We start from the raw sequence: 17826 nt of genomic DNA, 5'->3' as shown, positions 1-17826 counted from the left end.
TTTCTGCGAAGATTCCAAAGAATCCGCTTATCGGACATTATTGAGAGATGATCTCTCTAGCTTTGTACGTTCCGCAAACTTTGCACACATGGTGAGCAAGTTTCAATTCGCCGCATTCGGAGCATTTCACCATACCTGGTACTGCCAGTTTAAAGTGAGTACGACGTTTGTCGCGACGAGTTTTGGATGTTCTCCGTTGAGGTACTGCCATTATTCCCACCTCCTTAACCAGATCAACCCCGCATAACGGGTATGACTTCTTATCTCATTCAAGACTGAAGAAAATGCCAGAAGCAATTATCTTACAGCCGGTGAATCAAGCCTGCAACATCCACGCATCGGTTCTGTAACTTTCCGGCACAAGCGGATGATGATTTTTCAGAATTGAACTCAATTCTCATTTAAAAAAATCCTTAAGCCCTGCCAGACGCGGATCAATCTTTTCCGTATCGCCATCGCTACTGTCATCGGAGCCAATACTCCAGTTTTGTCCGGTCTTTGGTGCGATTCCCTGACAATCCTCACTGCACAAAGGCGCAAACGGCACATGCAGTACAAACAGTTCTTCACAATACGGTGCAATGTCGAAGGAGTCCTCCGTCACTGCGATAAAATCGCCATCTTCATCCTCCTCTTCAACACTCGAAGAGGTTTGCTTGAACCGTTCACGGAATTCAATCTTTAAATCCTCGTGCATCGGGCTTAAACAGCGTGAGCAGAGCATGTCCAGACCTGCGGTCAACGTGCCTTCCACGCTCATCAACCCTTGACCCAGACTAACGGCGACCAAGTCGGTCTCCAGCGGGGAAACGGCCGTAACATCAGCACGATCATCCACCAATTCACTCACATTAAGAGATTCACGGATAGGAAAAGGACCGTCACTTGTTGCTACTTTGCGAAAAAATAGTTGCATCACTATCACTCCAAACAAACAAAAATTATTATACCGACTGATCGAGTCGTTTGTCAACACCTTTCACTTTACACCACTCACAAATCCACCGGTTTTCCAATGGTTCGACAAGTTTTATGCAGAAGCAAAAATGCATTGTGCTAAACATGTACTGATGAGTATTCGTACCCCCGCCACTCTTCGTGTACAATAATGCGAGTATAAAGCTTTTTCGTCCAGGTCTCAATGGTCTTGTTCATGCCGATGCTGAAAAATCAGTATAGCTGCCCTGAAAACAATCATTCACGGGTACTTAACCATTATTGTCAAAATAGTTATCCAATAAGCTACTATAAGAAAGGAGCCGACATACGGTCTTGAAAACACTCGGTATGATTGTAGAGTACAATCCCCTGCATAACGGACATGTCCATCACTGGGAGGAATCTCTTCGCATCACTGGTGCACAGCGCACAGTGGCTGTGATGAGTGGTCCTTTCCTTCAGCGAGGTGAACCCGCGATTACAGACAAATGGTCCCGCACCGAAATGGCACTCGCCATGGGTGTGGACCTCGTTCTGGAGCTGCCTGTGGCCTATGCCGTCCAGCCTGCAGAATGGTTTGCCCGCGGAGCAATCGCCCTGCTCCATGCGACAGGCATCGTAGACGCGCTCTGCTTCGGCAGCGAGAGCGGAGACATCGCCCCGCTGCGCGCGCTGGCCCGCGTGCTGGCGGCAGAGCCGGCCGAGCTCAAGGCCGGCATCGCGCAGCGCCTGAGTAGCGGCGCGAGCTATCCCGCTGCCTACGCGGGAGCCGCAGCCGCGCTCGCGGCCGAAGGAGCGGACGGCGCTGCGCTCGCCGCCCTCATGCAGCAGCCCAACAATACGTTGGGGCTGCATTACTTGATTGCGCTGGAACGGCTGGGCAGCACAATCAAGCCCTTCACGGTAGCCCGCACGGGATCGGGCTACCATGAAGCCGTGGCCCCTGCGGACGGAGTCATCGCCAGTGCCACGGCCATTCGCCGTCTGCTGCTGGACGGCGGGCCGGAGGCCGCGTCGCCATACATACCTGCGGCGACACTGGGGATTTTGCGGCGCGAGTGGCAAGCCGAACGCGCTCCGCTGCATTGGGAAGCGTTCAGCCAGCCGCTGCTGAACGCCCTGATCACACGTAGCTCGCAGCAGCTGGCGGAGCTGCACGAGGTCACCGAAGGGCTGGAGCATCGTCTGCGACAATCGCTTTACACGCTGCCCCAGCCCTCTGTGGAGGCCCTGCTCGCCGCGATCAAGACAAGGCGCTATACTCGTACGAAGCTTCAGCGGATGTGTGCACATATTTTGCTGAATCATGCCAAAGCCGATATGACTCCGGCTGAGCTGGCGAAAGGTCCGGGCTATATCCGCGTGCTTGGCTTTAACAGGGCTGGACGCGAACTGCTGGCACGTATGAAGCAGACAGCCACCCTTCCGGTATGGGTCAAGCTGTCTGCCGGATCACATCCTCATCTGGACTGGGATACAGCCGCAGCCGCCATACATGCAGCCGGGATGCCACGCCCCGCCATCCGCGACATGTATGCTGATTACTTGCGACCGCCCATTATGGTTTGATGGGCAGCTTTTCCATATAATTCAGCGCATCGCCAAGTTTGCGAACCGGAACAAGCTTCATCCGGGTTCCAATTTGCTCAGCTTTGGTCTTGGCCTCTTTATAATTATCCGCAGGGACGAAAAACAAATCCGCACCCTGACGGTCAGCAGCAACTATTTTATACTTTGCACCACCAATCGCTCCAACCTGACCGTCCTTATCAATGGTACCCGTACCGGCTACACGATATCCCTTACTCAAATCACCTGGTGTCAGTTGGTTATAGATTTCCATGGTAAACATCAAACCTGCCGAAGGACCGCCAACATCCGTAGATGTAAAATGAATCGTTTTACGTCCATCCTTCGGCTCTACCTTCTGTACCGTGGCAATACTGACGCCAAATCCGGAACGTTGCTTGCCCGTCTCACTGTCCGTAATGGTCGTTAAAGGAGCTTGCACGGACAGCAACTTTCCATCGCGCTTTAGCTTCACTTTAGCCATTATTCCCGGTTTTTCGTCCTCCAAAGCCTTCCGAATGGAACGATTATCGGTCACCCTCACGCCGTTCAGCTCCAATATTTCATCCCCGGGGTCAAACACGCTGCTCGATCCCGGGACCTTAAATACATACACGTAATCCGGCACAATGCGATAGGGGACATGGGCACGGGTGTAGGCAGCCTCCATCGCGGAAGATTGGGAATCCCCCATATACCATAACTGTTCTGCCGCATACTCGTCTTCACTTTTTCCATGCAGACGATCCTCTTTGCGCTGAATCTCCGAATTGCGGTCCAACTTGGACAGACCCAACATGATAACATTGGCATAACGCGCCGATACCGTCGTCATCATAAAGGCCCCCCGTTCGATGCTGTCACCCTCCCGGACTCTAACCATCGGTTTGATCTCATTTGCCCCACCTGGTCCGTAGATCAGATAAGGGGTTGGCATATAGACCAGCACATAGACCATTGCAGCCAGCATTAAGACATAACCGGTTGTAAAAAAAGCTCTTTTCCGGTTTATTCGTTTCATTGCTTCTCCCCCCTTCCAGCCTAACTTCTCCCATCTTATCCAAGTGCCTCTGTGCACCTGTTCTCAAGCCTTTCAAAAAAGCATACATTATTTACGACAACGTATACGAACAACCTATCCCAAGACAACGAACGTGAATAAACGCTGGAGATAGCATCCGACTCTCCTTAGCATATTTATGAGAGGTGAATTTTTTGATGCAAAAGGAAGCCCATTCCGCTCCTTATTGGACAACCGTACTGCTTGGCCTCGGAGCCATTTTGCTTGTACTGGCTGTTGTCGCCTCACCAGAAAAAGTATTTCAAGCCTCTACTCAAGGCCTTAAGCTATGGTGGAGTATTATTTTCCCAGCTATGCTACCTTTTTTGATGCTGTCCGAAATGCTCATCGCCTTTGGTCTAGTACATGGACTAGGTGTCCTGCTGGAGCCGTTTATGCGATTCTGGTTCCGTCTACCCGGACGAAGTGGCTGGGTGTTGGCCCTCGGCCTGACCGCGGGATTCCCGGCTGCTGCGGAAGCAGTACGCCAATGGTCACAACAGGAAGATATGACCGCGCTTCAGCTTCGACGTCTAACCGCCATCGCTCATTTCTGCAATCCGATTACCATCCTGCTCGTCATCGGGACAGGGCTACTGCACAATGCTGCCGTAGGCGTGATGTTACTTGCCGTTCACTGGATTTCCGGGCTGCTGGCAGGCTGGATCACCGCCAGACTACCTGTATCGTCCAAAGAATTGCAAAAACGGGAAACGCCAGCTGCCCTTCGGCGCACCTCAGTTTCCCGTACTTCTCCCTCCCTGATCCGATCCGCATGGGAAGCTACCCGTTCTGCCAGAGAACGGGACGGCCGCAGCTTCGGAAAACTGTTGGGCGAAACCGTATCCCATGCTGTACAGACGCTGATGGTGACAGGTGGATTCATTATTTTCTTTTCCGTACTGATTCGACTGCTGTCCATATACACAGGCCAAGGATCGCTTTCTTTCATATGGCCTGCTTGGATGGAAATCCATCTGGGTTCCTATGAAACCAGCCGTCTGCCCTACGATCTCCGTACACAAGCAGCGCTGATCAGTGCTGTGTTGGGCTGGGGCGGCCTGTGCGGCTGGCTTCAAATTACCGCCGTCACCAGACCTTCCGACAAGGGTATCACCTTCACCTTGTCACGAGTGCTCCATGGGATCATTGCTTTTGGACTTACCTTGGCGACATGGGTCCCGCTTAACCGCATCGTCAGCAATACAATTCCCGCTTACGTCAGTCGCAGTTCTGTGTCTTCTTTTGCGGAAAGCGTAAATGAATCCGGCACGCATCCTGTCATGGCCGAAGCCAGCAGCTTACTAACACAAATAGAAGGAACATCTATGTACCCCTGGCAACTAACCGTACTGTCCATTGCGCTGCTGGGTACAATTATAGTTACCCTGCTGGCCTTTTCCTTTATGACTTCATGGTGGAGCCGCCGCGATTTGCGTTGACCTTTGCACGCAGCGCGTCTTCCACCTCCGGTGCCACCAGATCTACAACCTTGCCATCAAAATGCGCAATTTCCTTCACCATACTGGAACTCAGATATGAATAAGCCGGATTGGTCATCATAAAGATCGTTTCCGCATCCGGGTTCAGCTTATGATTTGTAGAGGCTAATTGCAGCTCATATTCAAAATCAGTCACCGACCGGATTCCTCTGACAATAACTTGGGCCCCTTTTTGACGTACATAATTAGCTGTCAAATCACGGAAGCTGTCCACTTCAACGTTCGGGATATCGCGAGTTACCGTTCGCAGCAGCTCCATTCGTTCCTCAAGTGAAAACAGCGGATTTTTACTAATATTGTTAAGAACCGCGACAATCAATAGATCAAACTGTCTGGCTGCTCTTTGAATAATATCCTGGTGCCCCATTGTCACAGGATCAAAGGTTCCCGGATATACGGCAATACGTGGTTTGTGCTCAATCATGATGGTCCTCCCCGTCTGATTCGATGATGCCGAACTTGACCACTCCGGCTTCTGTATGTTCTTCGACATCCGATAAAGCATCGGCTGCAAAATGATAAATGGATAACGCCGTTTCCCCATAGACTGCTTTTCTAACCTGTTCGAACGGCCCGAAGCTTTCCGGATATTCATGTCCCGATTCATACTCCAGCACGATGATTGCATCTGAACGAAGCAAGTTCAATTCAACCATACGGCTCATCAATTCATCTCCGTGTTTGAGACGATAGGGCGGATCCAGAAAAACAGCATCAAAAAGAGCTCCACGTTTTGCCAGCGCCTTGAGCGCTCGTCCGGCATCATTGCGGAACACTTCAGCCTGTCCTTCCAATCCAGTTTTTCGCAAATTTTCTTTAATGACATCAATGCTTTTGGATTCCATATCAATAAAAACAGCCTTGTCCATCCCCCTGCTAAGCGCCTCTATACCCAGGCCACCACTGCCAGCAAACAGATCAAGTGCGACTCCCCCATCAAAATAAGGACCTATCATGCTAAATAGCGCTTCCTTGACCTTATCCGTGGTTGGCCGCGTCCCTGTGCCGGGAACTGCCTTTAACAGCCTTCCTTTGGCACTACCCGATACCACTCTCACGCTGAAACTCACCTATTTTCTATATGTGTTCATAACCATAGATTATGACGCTATCGTACCACATGCACCGCCGTTTGAAAAACTTAGGATGAGGCAGGTATAAAAAACCATTCCCTGGGCATCCTTAGGATATCGGCATTCAACCAATGTCGTAGACAACCGCGGAGAAGACTTACGTTTCCCCATAAGCTCTTCGTCCGGTTTCTCCTCTCCCATTCGGGCGCTCTTTAAATGGAGCGCCTGATTTTTTTTGCATAAAAAGGAGCTGCTTAAGAGCAGCTCTATGTATCATTTTTCTATTTCGGCATTTTGTTTATTTCAGTAGTTCCTCGGGTGTATCCCCTTGATAAACATACACGTAACTCGCCACTGATACAGCAAATGTAGCAAACATAGACAACGATGTGGCTAACCCATATACCATTTTTCTCATCATTCCACTCACCTCCTTCCCCGGATCAATGTTAGGCTTTGGACCAAAAAAGCAACAGCCACTACAGAGGAAGCGATTACAAAATTAGTACATACAAGCAAGGAGGATAACAGCCGCAAGAGGGGATAAAACCGTACTGGAATGCGCGACTGCTTTTCAATTCTGGACGGGGCAAAACATAAAACGAAAATGAGAGCTATTCCGGTAAACAGGTTTGTCCACCAACTATTTAAGGCAATGCAGGATATGTAAGTAAAAGCTGCTGAGGTCACCAACACACATGTCATGCCCGTTTTCAAATGAATGCCTCCTGACATTTGGCGCAGTAGGGCGAAAGCGACGAGAATCGTAACAGCCTCTACCATACGCCCCGTGAAGAATGAGGCGAATAGTGTCAACACAATGATCAGGGACGCATTCAGAATGAGAGCAAGTGCGTATTTAAGTACCGCGACAGAGGCCGGATGATCAGGCACAGTACGTTTGATCTGGTTAGCAAGTTTGAAAGCCATCGCTTCAATCATCCCGGTATTCCTTTCCGATTGCATAATAGATGAAAAATCCCGAAACCAGTGCAAAAAATATCATACTTAACCATACCTCGTTATAGTAGAGCACAATAGAAGTTGAAATGAGAGACAGGATAATCAGCGTGATGACAATGCCATATTCCTCTTTGAACTTAAGCTTCTTGAAATTAGGGGAAAAGCCGATCCCTTTTCGAGACAACATCAATGAAATAAGCAGTCCTACTGCCGCGCTTACCACTTGTAGCTGATAGCCCTTCAAGGACCCATCCTGCAGCTCAGAAACCGGAAGATTGCCGAACATGACTTTTAAGAATACCGACTGAACAACGGCATATGCAAAATAACCTGTAACCGTCATAATACCGGACCACACAATCGGAATCTTCACGACCGTAGCGAGTAAAAAAATAAAAAGCAGCATATTTACGACAGGCACCAAATACGAAAGGGAAAACTCCTCTCGAAGCATATAACTTTGCATATTCATAATCAGGTTAACAAAAATGGCCTGCCATAGATAAGGGGTCATTTTAACTTTAAAAACACTCAAAATAAGCGCAAAAACAGCGACTCCCTCAAGTGTGGAGAAAAGCAAAAAGCCGATTGGCTTCAAAAGCATGCGTGCATCTCCTTTACAATTCCAACAAACCTCATCGGTGTATTCAAAAACTTGGATGTACATCGAATATAAAGGGCTGGGAGCTACTTTTCAAGAGGTCTTTTCAATTATTTCATAGATTTATTCAAGCACTTCAACCAAATGTTATCGGATGCTGCTTCAAGTTGTAGCTTAGGCAACACTTTCTTTGACCGAATCTCCCTGCTTGCGCACAGGCTTCATACGTGATATAAGCTTTTTCCCCCAACGGATGCCGGGCTGTTCAATCCACGAGTAGGTAAACCAAGATAGTCCGATGGTGACTAGCAACGTCATGATAAACATAAGTGTGAGGCTGACTAGGGGAGCAAAAGGTATTTTAACCTGTACGACTAGTCCCAGAGCCAGCATATGCGTCAAATACATGCTGTAGCTAAGGCGGCCGATCCATGACCATACCCGATTAAGCAGCCATATCGGCTGCCAGTGATACAAAGCATACGCTCCCAGCAGCAACCCGACACCTATGAGAACATCGGTCATGCCTTCTAAAAATGAAAATAGCACAGAAACAAGCAGCAAAACTCCACTAACCCGGTCTATACTTTTCCAATGCCGCTCGTCTTTCCAAATGAAAAACAACAATATACCTAGCCCAAAGACAGGCAATTGATTCGGAAACCATAAATACAGATAGTGCCCCCATAAAGAGTGATCACTAATCCATGGATATTGAACACTTACCGTATTTAGCCCCAAGCTTACCACAAGCGCCATCACGACAAACCACGTCGCATGGCGGACGGATCGGATTAGCTTAAATAATAGAGGGATAAACAGATAAAACATACATTCCACCGCAATGGACCATTCCACACCGATAATGCTGTTGATCCAGTACGGATTCAGACCATTCAGAAACAGGACATGAGCTGCGATATTGGCGGCAGTGACTCCCTCCTGATCCCCAAGCCAAAATCGTGGACCTGTCCCGTTCACAACTAAATAGATTCCTAACATCACGTAATACAAAGGAGCAATCCGAAAAAAACGACGCATCAGGTAAGCTGAAATTCTTTCACTCTTGTTACCCGAACGTCTGCTTAAGGACAAAAATAGCGTAAAAGCGCTGGCCATATAAAATAAAGCGACACCTTTGGCTCCTATACTCAAGCCTTTTTGCAACCATCCGTTTAATCCGTCCACATGCTGGCTGACATGCACAAGCAAAACTCCAATAATAGCCAGCGCCCTTAGCGTATCTACAAATTGCAGCTTGTCATCTTCCATTTTCCCCTTAGCTTCGGGCATCGTATCCCTCCATAACAGCCTCAAATGATACATTTTGTATCTATAATACACAAAATGTATCACTAAAGTAAATATCCTCGTTATGCAAAAAAACACCTTCCGACCGCAAAGAAATGCGGCCAAAAGATGTTCATTTTGTCATTTGTTTAAATGAAAAGGTACGGTCGTTACGATCACGTCTTTATAATTAATTAAATAAGCTCTCATCAGTAAGCTGGTCTGATTGTGTAGAATATTTTCCCACCAGTGCTTGGTGATGAATTGTGGAATGAGAACAGTGATATGGTCCTCGTCTGCTTTTTTCCACTCTACTGTATCGATGAACTTGCGAAGCGGATTAATAATGCTGCGATAACGGGATTTCAGTACGACCAAACGTATACCGACATCCCACTCTTCCCATTTCTGTTCCATTTTGCGAATTGCATCATCATCCACACCCACATATACGGCAACCACATTGTCCGACAAGGTTTTGGCATAGCTGATCGTATTCATGACGACTCGCGTAATGCCTGCCACCGGAATAATAATCGTATTGCCTTTCACCATAGGTTTATCCTTGGTAATATCAATGCGCAGTTGTTCAGCCGTATTTTTGTAATGCCTGTTGATCTTCATAAAGAAATACAGAACCAAAGGCAGGAAGATAAAGACTACCCACACCTGGCTAAACTTGGTGAAGATAAAGATGAGCGTAATCGACAGCGTGGTCAGCATCCCAACCGTATTAATAGCAAGTTTGACAATCCAGCCTGGCGGTTTGAGCTTGATCCAGCGAATCATCATACCAAGCTGTGAAAGGGTAAACGGGATAAATACCCCTACTGCATAAAGCGGGATCAGATTTTCTGTGTTGCCGCCAAATACGATGACCAGCAATGCCGAGAAGATACTCAGAAACAAAATACCATTAGAGTATCCGAGCCGATCTCCACGAACCATGAACATGTGCGGCATGTATTTGTCCTTCGCGAGCATAAAAGCAAGCAATGGAAAGGCCGAATAGGCTGTATTCGCCGCCAAAAACAAGATGAGCGCCGTTACACCCTGAATGATGTAATACATCACACCGCGCCCGAAAGTGGCGTTCGCAATTTGCGAAATGACCGTTTCATGCGGATTAGGACGAACACCGTACCAATAAGCCAGCAAACTGATTCCGATAAACATACACCCGAGAATCAAACCCATCATCATTAGTGTAGTTGCTGCATTTTTGGCAGCTGGCTTGCGGAAGTTCGGAATGGCATTCGAGACAGCTTCTACCCCAGTTAACGCCGAGCAACCCGAGCTGAACGCCTTCAGTAACAGGAACAGGCTGACGTTGGATACCGTAGCTCCAAATTGCGGTGCTGCAGCATGAGCTCCCCCTGCCACGTAATGAATGATACCGCTAATAATCAAAACAAATATGGCAACAACAAATAAGTAAATCGGTACAGCCAGCACTGAGGCAGATTCTGTTACTCCGCGCAAGTTCATAATCGTCAAAAAGATGATCATAATTAGAGCAATGGCGATCCGATGATCATGTAACGATGGGAACGCCGATGTAATGGCATCTGTACCTGCTGATGAGCTAACTGCTACCGTCAGAATATAATCGACCAGCAAAGAACCGCCTGCAATCAGACTCGGACTCTTTCCCAAATTGTCCTGTGCAACAATGTACGCTCCTCCGCCACCAGGATAGGAAAAAATGGTCTGTCTATAAGACAGGATCAGAATGATCAGCAAACCCAATACCGCAATGGATATAGGAATGGAATACCATAGGGCAGCAAAGCCGGCTGTAATTAAAACCAGCAGAATTTGCTCCGTTCCATAAGCTACAGAGGATAAGGCATCTGAGGACAGAATGGCCAGTGCCTTGAGCTTATTCAGCTTCTCATCTTCAAGGGCCGTCGACTTTCGCGGACGACCGATTAATAATCTTTTGACTTTGCTCAGCATTTCGTTGACTCCTTCTTTGGATGAGGGTTTTGCAAAAGAATTATGGATCTTATGTTTATTATGTCACCTGCACATCAGATTGATGAAACAAATGAACTATTATTTTATACTCCCTCTTCCTGAAAAAAACAATAAGGAATGCTCCCTAAAAAGAGCATTCCCGAGTAAGAAAGAGCATTTCGATAAAATACCTTTATGTATACAGTAATTTGAACCTTTCCGGGGTAATTCCTTCAGCTCGGCGAAAAGTTGCCACAAAATGACTGGTATCTCGGAAGCCCACTCGCTCCGAAATCTCCTTTACTGTTAATTGCGGATATTCCGCCATCATTTCCTTGGCCTTCCGCAGCCGAATCACAATCAGATAAGCATACGAAGTCACACCAAACGCTTGCTTAAATAATGTATTTAAATGACGGGAGCTGACATTCATCATAACTGCCATATCACCTAGGCCCACATCTGGACTGGCATAATTTTGCTCCATAAAGGCCAGTACAGGGGTTAATCGTTCCACATTATGGGATAGGGAAGGCATCGAGCTATGTTGTCCATGTTTACGCAGCAGAGTCAGAAAACGATACATATTGGCCGAAGCATCTAATCCAGACAAATCACGTTCACTAACCATGGAATGAAGCATCGTTTCCCCAAAACTGTGCAGCTCGCTATCCGGGTCCCAATGATACCCACGCGTATGCTTTAACCCCAGTGCAGTCAGTACAGCAGCGGCGATGGGGCCGTCAAATGTAATGTATAACGTTCGCCATACCTTGGTCGCCCGTCTGTATGCATGGGATTCCCCAGGTAGCAGCAGAACTCCAGACTGCTCCCCCAGACGAAAGGTCCCCCCTTTAAATGTAAACATCCCTTCACCAGACACCGTCTGAATCCAGTGAAAGCACGGATAGCCCTCTGGACGGGACACATCCTCCTGCCTGCTGTTAAATCCGATACTTTCAATAAAAAGGGGTAAAGAGTGCTCACGCGTAGTCAGGAAAAATCGCAAATGATGGGGAGTTAAAATCATAAAAAGCACCTCCGGCGTATGCGGGTATGTATTTCTCATGTAGATCCATATTGTTATATACACGTTCATTTTATTATATTTAAAAGCAGTTATTTGTATTATAAGATAGAATTATTCTTATATACAGAGGTGATTGGCATGATAAGCAGTAAACTACCTAAAGTATTTTACGGTGGAGATTATAATCCTGAACAATGGGATAAGGCCACGCATCAGGAAGATTTACGGATGTTCAGGCAGGCAGGGATTGATATCGCCACGGTCAACGTATTCTCATGGGCCAAAATTCAATCCGACGAAATCACATATCATTTTGAATGGCTGGATCAATTGATTGACAGTCTTTATGAAAGCGATATCTTCGTTTGTCTAGCTACTAGCACGGCAGCACACCCTGCTTGGATGGCTACTCGCTACCCCGACGTTCTCCGGGTGGACGCTGACGGACGGAAGCGGAAGTTCGGTGGTCGCCACAATTCTTGTCCGAATAGTCCTACGTATCGAAAATACTCGGAGCAGATGGCTGACCAACTTGCAGAACGATACAAAAACCATCCCGCAATCCTCGTGTGGCACGTGTCCAATGAGTACGGCGGAGATTGCTATTGTGATAACTGCGCGGCCGCATTCCGGATGTGGCTCAAGCAAAAATACGGATCACTGGAAGAGCTAAACCGGGTGTGGAATACTTCCTTCTGGGGTCATACCTTCTATGATTGGGATGAAATCGTGCCACCAAATAATTTGAGCGAGCATTGGGGAGAAAATCACTCCTCCTTTCAGGGTATATCCCTCGATTATGCACGATTTAATTCAGACAGTATGCTGGATTGCTATCTGCTGGAATACAACGCAATTAAAAAGCATATTCCCCATGCCGTGATAACGACCAATCTGATGGGATTTTTCAAACAACTGGACTATTTTAAATGGGCTAAGCACATGGATATTGTATCTTGGGATAGTTATCCTGCGGCTAATACCCCGCCGAGCTATACCGCGATGGCACACGATCTGATGCGCGGCTTGAAGGATGGGCAACCCTATATGCTAATGGAGCAAACACCGAGCCAGCAGAACTGGCAGGCGTATAATTCGCTTAAACGGCCCGGCGTTATGCGGTTATGGAGTTATCAGGCAGTCGCGCATGGCGCGGACACGGTCATGTTCTTCCAGCTTCGCCGCTCAATCGGCGCATGTGAGAAATTCCACGGGGCTGTTATTGAGCATGCCGGGCATGAGAACACACGTGTATTTCGCGAGGTGGCACAGCTTGGCAGTGAGCTTGGCGCATTAGGCAACACGCTACTTGACGCGACCGTCAATGCCAAAGTAGCCATTTTGTTTGATTGGGATAATTGGTGGGCATTGGAAAAATCAAGCGGTCCTTCTGTCGCCTTGAAATATGTGGATCAGGTGCATAAGTATTATGCGACCCTCTTCCGGCGTAACGTACAGATAGACCTGATTTCCGTTGATGCAAATTTCCAGAAATATGATCTCATTATCGCGCCTGTACTCTACATGGTCAAGCCAGGTACCGCCGAGAAGCTGGAACAATTCACAGAGCATGGAGGCACCTTCGTAACGACCTTTTTCAGTGGCATTGTAAATGAAAACGATTTGGTCACAACCGGAGGATATCCTGGTAAACTGCGTAACTTGCTCGGGATCTGGGTGGAGGAAATTGACGCGCTTCTGCCGGAATCATACAATCGCATTGTATTAAAAGAAAAGGTGGGCGTATTACAAGGTGAATATCAATGTGGCCTGCTCTGCGACTTGTTGCATAGCGAAGGTGCCGAGGTGCTGGCGGAATACGGCGATGATTTCTATCAGGGCATGCCAGTGCTGACACGCAATCGTTTCGGTCAAGGCGAGGCATGGTACGTTGCTTCAGATCCTGAAGAGACTTTCCTTGATGGCCTGTTGGGCTACATTTGTGAGCAAAAAGGGATTCCATCCCTGCTGCGCGCTCCTGCGGGTGTAGAAACCACTGTACGGACCAAAGATGGAAAATCATATCTGTTCATTCTGAATCATAACGCCCAGACGCAGCAATATCATCTGGATGATCAGAAAGGGAATGAGCTAATCAGCGGTAAATACCTGGAAGGAGATATTTCTATTGAAGGCTACGGCTTTCAAGTACTGGAGCTAGCATAATCACTCAGATTTGACACATACAGTTCACTTTGCTGCATGAGTATAATCTAGGTATCAAAGGAGTTCATCATGAAACGACTGCTATGGATCGGCAGCTTGTCTTATTTTTTAATCGGCCTGGCACACGTGGTTGTAGGCTCCCTACTGCCTGTGTTGTTAGAGCATTACGGTAGAAACTATACGGATGGCGGTAGTCTAATCTTCGCTCAATTTTCCGGTTTTCTGGTTGGAGTCCTGCTGTCACCGTGGCTTGCCCGAAGTTTCGGCAAACGCCGAAGTCTGGTATTCGCCCTGCTCTTGCTGTGCGCGGCTGAAGTGCTATACTCATTGCTGCCGCCTTGGGGTTGGCTATATGCCGTCGGGGCAGCAGCGGGGTTTGGCTTCGGCATGGTAGAAACACTCATTGGCACTATTATTATCAGCGGCATTACTCAAGGAACGGGCGCGGCGATGAGCCGTCTGGAAGTCTTTTTTGGGATCGGCGCTTTGGCTATGCCCGCTATCGCCAGCCAACTTATCGCTCTTGGTTGGTGGCGATTGGCCTTTCCCATCATTTCCATGTTTGCAGCCGTGACCATTATAGCTTGGCTGCGCGGGTCCTTCGGCACGCTGGACGCTGTATTGGACCCACAGGAACACCGAGATAACAGCCTTAAGCGTTCGACTAATTCTCTGAAGTCACCCACGGAGAAAGCCTCTGAGGGTAGCCCTATTGGCAATTGGAAGCTACTTACACTATTTATCGTCTTTTTCTTTATCTATGTAGGAACAGAGATGAGCTTGGCCAATTTCCTGCCCTCCATGTTCATCGAACGGCTGGGCCTCACTCAAGCGGAGGCAGCACTCAGTGTCACCTGCTTCTGGCTAGCAATGGCTACCGGACGGTTGTTCGCAGGAAGTATTGCTGATCGGTACGGCTATGGTGTCTTTGTAGCCCTAAGCTCGCTGGCGGCGACCGTGCTGCTATGCGTGTTCCCGCTGATCAAGGGAACTACCGTTGCCTTTGTCCTTATCACACTGCTGGGGCTGGGCATGTCGGGCATTTTTTCCATCGCACTTGTTTTTGCCAGCAAAATGATGCCAGGCACCGAAGAATCTACCACCAGCCTGCTTATAGGCGCAGGTGGAGTTGGGGGAGCTCTGCTGCCTTTATGGCTCGGAAATAGCATGGATCGTGGTGGAGCAGTCTCATCGGCGTGGTTGCTGGCAGGCTTCACATGTATCCTGTGCCTGCTTGGGGGCATCTTGTACGCCCTATATGTGCGCAAAAAGCGGCTTCAAACCGCCTCATCATGATATATACCTCTACTGGTGCCTTTGTCTGTTCCTTGGTTGTCATCCAAGTGCACATTCAAAGGTGCTTTTTTTACATACTAGACGAATGTACCTTGTACAGTAGCCTGTTTTTAGTCAAAATAGATCGTTTCCTATGAATCACAGGACAGATATCCATGCCTCCTCTAGATGAATGGAGTAGTATACAACAAACCATATGGAGGTGTTTGTATTGGGTCATCCTGAATTAAAACGAAAAAAAGGCCGTAAAAAAAATGTTTTTGTCCGTGCCTGGTTTGATAAGTTAGAAAAAAAGTTTGATGAGAAGCCCCCAAAGAGAAAAGGCCGCTCGAAAAGAAAGTGCCACTCGAAAAGAAAGTGCTTTTGTAAGGAAATCGTCGTCAAAAAGCAAATCGTCCGTGTAAATATCCCTCAAGATGTTTTTGGTGCAACGGGTGCTCCTGGAGCTATAGGTGCAGCAGGTAACGTAGGTGCAGCAGGTAACGTAGGTGCAGCGGGTGCCGTAGGTACAGCTGGGGCTGTCGGGGCTGCCGGAAATGTTGGCGCAGCGGGGGCTGTGGGTACTGCGGGCGCCGTTGGGGCTGCCGGAAATGTGGGTGCAGCGGGGGCTGTAGGCACTGCGGGTGTGGTAGGACCGGTAGGACCAGTAGGACCAGTAGGACCAGTAGGACCTGTAGGACCTGTAGGTCCTGCGGGCGTTGCTGGATCAGTAGGACCAGTAGGTCCTGCGGGCGTTGCTGGACCAGTCGGCCCTGTAGGTCCTGCAGGCGCGGCAGGTGCTATCGGTCCAGCAGGTCCTGCGGGTGCGGTAGGTGCCACTGGTGCTACGGGTACCGCTGGAGCGATGGGGGCCACCGGCGCTACTGGAGCTACTGGAGCCGCAGGTGGAATAGCACAGTTTGGTTATATTTACAACTTAGGTGCTCAAGTCGTTCCGATAGAAGCGGATGTCATTTTCGATACGAACGGTATACTTACACCTGGTATTACACATGCTCCCGGCACTACACAGATTGCAGTAACTGACGCGGGGATCTATGAAGTTAATTTTTCAGTATCGGGTGTAGAGCCAAGTCAATTCGCAATATTTGTTAATGGAACCCTTGCTGCGGGAACCATATACGGCTCAGGAGCTGGCACACAGCAAAATACAGGGCAAGCCATCATCGCTCTGGCATCCGGTGATGTTCTTACCCTGAGAAATCATAGTTCTGCCGCTGCGGTTACCCTCCAAACTTTAGCTGGAGGTACCCAAGCCAACGTAAACGCTTCTGTGGTTATCAAAAGATTAAGTTAGATCTGGAAACATCCCGTTTATTTTACTACTAACGGCTCATTTGTTCAGATCAAACATCAGCTTGTTCCCGCTTGGGCCAATGACAGAAAATCTATTCACTTCTTCATGGATTGCAACCATGGAATTTCCTTAAAACCCCTGTCGCTTGAGCGGGAGGAGAGGGGTTACCTTCTCCATTCCATACATTACTACCAATCTCGATTCTTGTTCCAATGGGCAGTCATCATTACAGTCCACTTCTATAGCTTAAAACGCCATAATAATACCTTTGTCATTGGCATACATTGAACTAATCCCTCTGGTGGACACAATATGAATATCTTTAAATTGATAGCGTTTCTTCAGCGCATTCATTAATTTTTCCGCCAGCCCAGGATTATTGCAGTGAGTAATGACAATGCTCTCTCCTTCGGTAGCCCGGCCACTTTTTTCAATAGTATCTGCCAACTTTTCGATAATTTGATTCTGGCCGCGTGCTTGAGTAAAAAATGCGATATTACCGTCACCATCCGAGCCTAAAATAGGCCTGATATGCAAGAGTGAAAGTATCTTTCCAGTGATTTTATTCATCCGCCCGTTCTTAACCAAATTATCCAGATTTTCTAAAACAAAGTAGGTTTTCATCTTGCTGATAAAGCTCTCTAAGGAAGAAATAATTTCGCTTTTATGATATCCCTCGTCAATCAACTTGCGCAGTTTTAGAGCTAACAAGAGCTGTCCAGCCGAAGCGCTTTTCGAATCAAATACATGAACATCCGCCCCCTCTTCTTCCGCCATATCTTTTCCTACCAATGCACTGGAATACGAACTGGACAGGTTGCTGGATAATGTAATGGCAAAAGAAGTATGCGCACCTTGAAAGGCTTCCTTATATAGCATAGGTGACGGTGATGCGGATCCTATTTTGGTTGTACAGGCTTTCATTTCTTCCATAAACTGAGGTAAGTCCAATGTGTCATCATCTACAAAGCATTTATCTCCCAGCGTCATATTTAACGGGATCGTAGTAATCTGCATCTCTTCTCTAAGCTCTCTCGTTAAATCACAGCAACTATCTGCTATTATTTTATATCTCACCCGG

General features: G+C 47.9%; 17 protein-coding genes. 5 read left to right on the top strand and 12 right to left on the bottom strand.

Annotation, left to right across the window (positions count from 1 at the left end; genetic code table 11):
- Positions 1-37: 37 nt before the first annotated feature.
- Both rpmF and JOD82_RS06590 read right to left on the bottom strand, forming a co-directional pair.
- Positions 38-211, bottom strand: coding sequence for a 50S ribosomal protein L32 (gene rpmF / locus JOD82_RS06595; RefSeq protein ID WP_007429979.1), 174 nt, complete (start codon positions 209-211; stop codon positions 38-40).
- Between the two features lie 186 nt (positions 212-397).
- The gene (locus JOD82_RS06590; protein WP_029515015.1) at positions 398-916 is read right to left on the bottom strand and encodes a YceD family protein; all 519 of its coding nucleotides are present in this window, start codon (positions 914-916) and stop codon (positions 398-400) included.
- Positions 917-1272: 356 nt separating this feature from the next.
- On the opposite strand from JOD82_RS06590, the gene JOD82_RS06585 reads away from it, so the two are divergent.
- Entirely contained in the window at positions 1273-2508 is a 1236-nt protein-coding gene (locus tag JOD82_RS06585; RefSeq protein WP_209948022.1) for a nucleotidyltransferase, read from the top strand.
- On the opposite strand, the gene JOD82_RS06580 is transcribed toward JOD82_RS06585, so the two are convergent.
- Positions 2498-3529: a YlbL family protein gene (locus tag JOD82_RS06580; RefSeq protein ID WP_029514737.1), complete on the bottom strand. Its 1032-nt coding sequence runs from the start codon at positions 3527-3529 to the stop codon at positions 2498-2500. The genes JOD82_RS06585 and JOD82_RS06580 overlap by 11 nt on opposite strands.
- Positions 3530-3726: 197 nt before the next feature.
- Here JOD82_RS06580 and JOD82_RS06575 point away from each other — a divergent pair, with 197 nt between their 5' ends.
- Positions 3727-5010 carry a nucleoside recognition domain-containing protein gene (locus JOD82_RS06575; RefSeq protein ID WP_069011387.1) on the top strand — a complete coding sequence of 428 codons (1284 nt, stop codon included), beginning with the start codon at positions 3727-3729 and terminating at the stop codon, positions 5008-5010.
- On the opposite strand, the gene coaD is transcribed toward JOD82_RS06575, so the two are convergent.
- The 8 genes from coaD to JOD82_RS06535 all read right to left on the bottom strand — a co-directional run bounded on the left by coaD (position 4973) and on the right by JOD82_RS06535 (position 11986).
- On the bottom strand, positions 4973-5494 hold the full coding sequence (gene coaD / locus JOD82_RS06570) for a pantetheine-phosphate adenylyltransferase (RefSeq protein WP_013309846.1): 522 nt from the start codon (positions 5492-5494) through the stop codon (positions 4973-4975). The genes JOD82_RS06575 and coaD overlap by 38 nt on opposite strands.
- Positions 5487-6128 carry a 16S rRNA (guanine(966)-N(2))-methyltransferase RsmD gene (rsmD, locus tag JOD82_RS06565; protein ID WP_209948020.1) on the bottom strand — a complete coding sequence of 214 codons (642 nt, stop codon included), beginning with the start codon at positions 6126-6128 and terminating at the stop codon, positions 5487-5489. The genes coaD and rsmD overlap by 8 nt, the downstream gene beginning before the upstream one ends.
- A gap of 313 nt (positions 6129-6441) precedes the next feature.
- Complete coding sequence (locus tag JOD82_RS06560) at positions 6442-6564, bottom strand: cyclic lactone autoinducer peptide (protein WP_023988155.1); 123 nt, start codon at positions 6562-6564, stop codon at positions 6442-6444.
- Positions 6565-6569: 5 nt separating this feature from the next.
- Positions 6570-7085, bottom strand: coding sequence for an accessory gene regulator ArgB-like protein (locus tag JOD82_RS06555; RefSeq protein WP_209948017.1), 516 nt, complete (start codon positions 7083-7085; stop codon positions 6570-6572).
- Positions 7078-7710 (bottom strand): hypothetical protein, encoded by a 633-nt coding sequence (locus JOD82_RS06550; protein WP_209948015.1) that lies wholly within the window; start codon positions 7708-7710, stop codon positions 7078-7080. The genes JOD82_RS06555 and JOD82_RS06550 overlap by 8 nt, the downstream gene beginning before the upstream one ends.
- Positions 7711-7881: 171 nt before the next feature.
- On the bottom strand, positions 7882-9000 hold the full coding sequence (locus JOD82_RS06545; protein ID WP_209948013.1) for an acyltransferase family protein: 1119 nt from the start codon (positions 8998-9000) through the stop codon (positions 7882-7884).
- 138 nt (positions 9001-9138) lie between these two features.
- Positions 9139-10956 (bottom strand): APC family permease, encoded by a 1818-nt coding sequence (locus JOD82_RS06540; RefSeq protein ID WP_029514744.1) that lies wholly within the window; start codon positions 10954-10956, stop codon positions 9139-9141.
- 193 nt (positions 10957-11149) lie between these two features.
- Positions 11150-11986, bottom strand: coding sequence for an AraC family transcriptional regulator (locus tag JOD82_RS06535; RefSeq protein ID WP_029514745.1), 837 nt, complete (start codon positions 11984-11986; stop codon positions 11150-11152).
- Positions 11987-12124: 138 nt separating this feature from the next.
- Between JOD82_RS06535 and JOD82_RS06530 the strand changes: the two genes are divergently transcribed.
- The 3 genes from JOD82_RS06530 to JOD82_RS06520 all read left to right on the top strand — a co-directional run bounded on the left by JOD82_RS06530 (position 12125) and on the right by JOD82_RS06520 (position 16745).
- The gene (locus JOD82_RS06530; protein ID WP_209948012.1) at positions 12125-14152 is read left to right on the top strand and encodes a beta-galactosidase; all 2028 of its coding nucleotides are present in this window, start codon (positions 12125-12127) and stop codon (positions 14150-14152) included.
- A gap of 69 nt (positions 14153-14221) precedes the next feature.
- A complete protein-coding gene (locus tag JOD82_RS06525; protein WP_209948010.1) occupies positions 14222-15448 on the top strand; it encodes an MFS transporter in 1227 nt (408 codons plus the stop codon).
- 556 nt (positions 15449-16004) lie between these two features.
- Positions 16005-16745 carry a BclA C-terminal domain-containing protein gene (locus tag JOD82_RS06520; RefSeq protein WP_397376022.1) on the top strand — a complete coding sequence of 247 codons (741 nt, stop codon included), beginning with the start codon at positions 16005-16007 and terminating at the stop codon, positions 16743-16745.
- A 246-nt stretch (positions 16746-16991) separates the two neighbouring features.
- Here JOD82_RS06520 and JOD82_RS06515 read toward each other — a convergent pair whose 3' ends face one another.
- Positions 16992-17822 carry a DegV family protein gene (locus tag JOD82_RS06515; protein ID WP_039274794.1) on the bottom strand — a complete coding sequence of 277 codons (831 nt, stop codon included), beginning with the start codon at positions 17820-17822 and terminating at the stop codon, positions 16992-16994.
- Positions 17823-17826: the final 4 nt, after the last annotated feature.

It is taken from the genome of Paenibacillus sp. 1182, from assembly GCF_017833915.1.
In the GTDB taxonomy this organism is placed as follows: Bacteria; Bacillota; Bacilli; order Paenibacillales; family Paenibacillaceae; genus Paenibacillus; species Paenibacillus polymyxa_D.
Note: the sequence above shows the minus strand (reverse complement) of the source record. Positions and strands in the feature narration are given on the sequence as shown.

Excerpts from the sequence above, each read along its gene's own strand:
- rpmF (WP_007429979.1), bottom strand. The coding sequence starts at position 211 with ATGGCAGTACCTCAACGGAGAACATCCAAAACTCGTCGCGACAAACGT.
- JOD82_RS06590 (WP_029515015.1), bottom strand. The coding sequence starts at position 916 with ATGCAACTATTTTTTCGCAAAGTAGCAACAAGTGACGGTCCTTTTCCT.
- JOD82_RS06580 (WP_029514737.1), bottom strand. The coding sequence starts at position 3,529 with ATGAAACGAATAAACCGGAAAAGAGCTTTTTTTACAACCGGTTATGTC.
- JOD82_RS06575 (WP_069011387.1), top strand. The coding sequence starts at position 3,727 with ATGCAAAAGGAAGCCCATTCCGCTCCTTATTGGACAACCGTACTGCTT.
- coaD (WP_013309846.1), bottom strand. The coding sequence starts at position 5,494 with ATGATTGAGCACAAACCACGTATTGCCGTATATCCGGGAACCTTTGAT.
- JOD82_RS06560 (WP_023988155.1), bottom strand. The coding sequence starts at position 6,564 with ATGATGAGAAAAATGGTATATGGGTTAGCCACATCGTTGTCTATGTTT.
- JOD82_RS06555 (WP_209948017.1), bottom strand. The coding sequence starts at position 7,085 with ATGATTGAAGCGATGGCTTTCAAACTTGCTAACCAGATCAAACGTACT.
- JOD82_RS06550 (WP_209948015.1), bottom strand. The coding sequence starts at position 7,710 with ATGCTTTTGAAGCCAATCGGCTTTTTGCTTTTCTCCACACTTGAGGGA.
- JOD82_RS06545 (WP_209948013.1), bottom strand. The coding sequence starts at position 9,000 with ATGCCCGAAGCTAAGGGGAAAATGGAAGATGACAAGCTGCAATTTGTA.
- JOD82_RS06540 (WP_029514744.1), bottom strand. The coding sequence starts at position 10,956 with ATGCTGAGCAAAGTCAAAAGATTATTAATCGGTCGTCCGCGAAAGTCG.
- JOD82_RS06535 (WP_029514745.1), bottom strand. The coding sequence starts at position 11,986 with ATGATTTTAACTCCCCATCATTTGCGATTTTTCCTGACTACGCGTGAG.
- JOD82_RS06530 (WP_209948012.1), top strand. The coding sequence starts at position 12,125 with ATGATAAGCAGTAAACTACCTAAAGTATTTTACGGTGGAGATTATAAT.
- JOD82_RS06525 (WP_209948010.1), top strand. The coding sequence starts at position 14,222 with ATGAAACGACTGCTATGGATCGGCAGCTTGTCTTATTTTTTAATCGGC.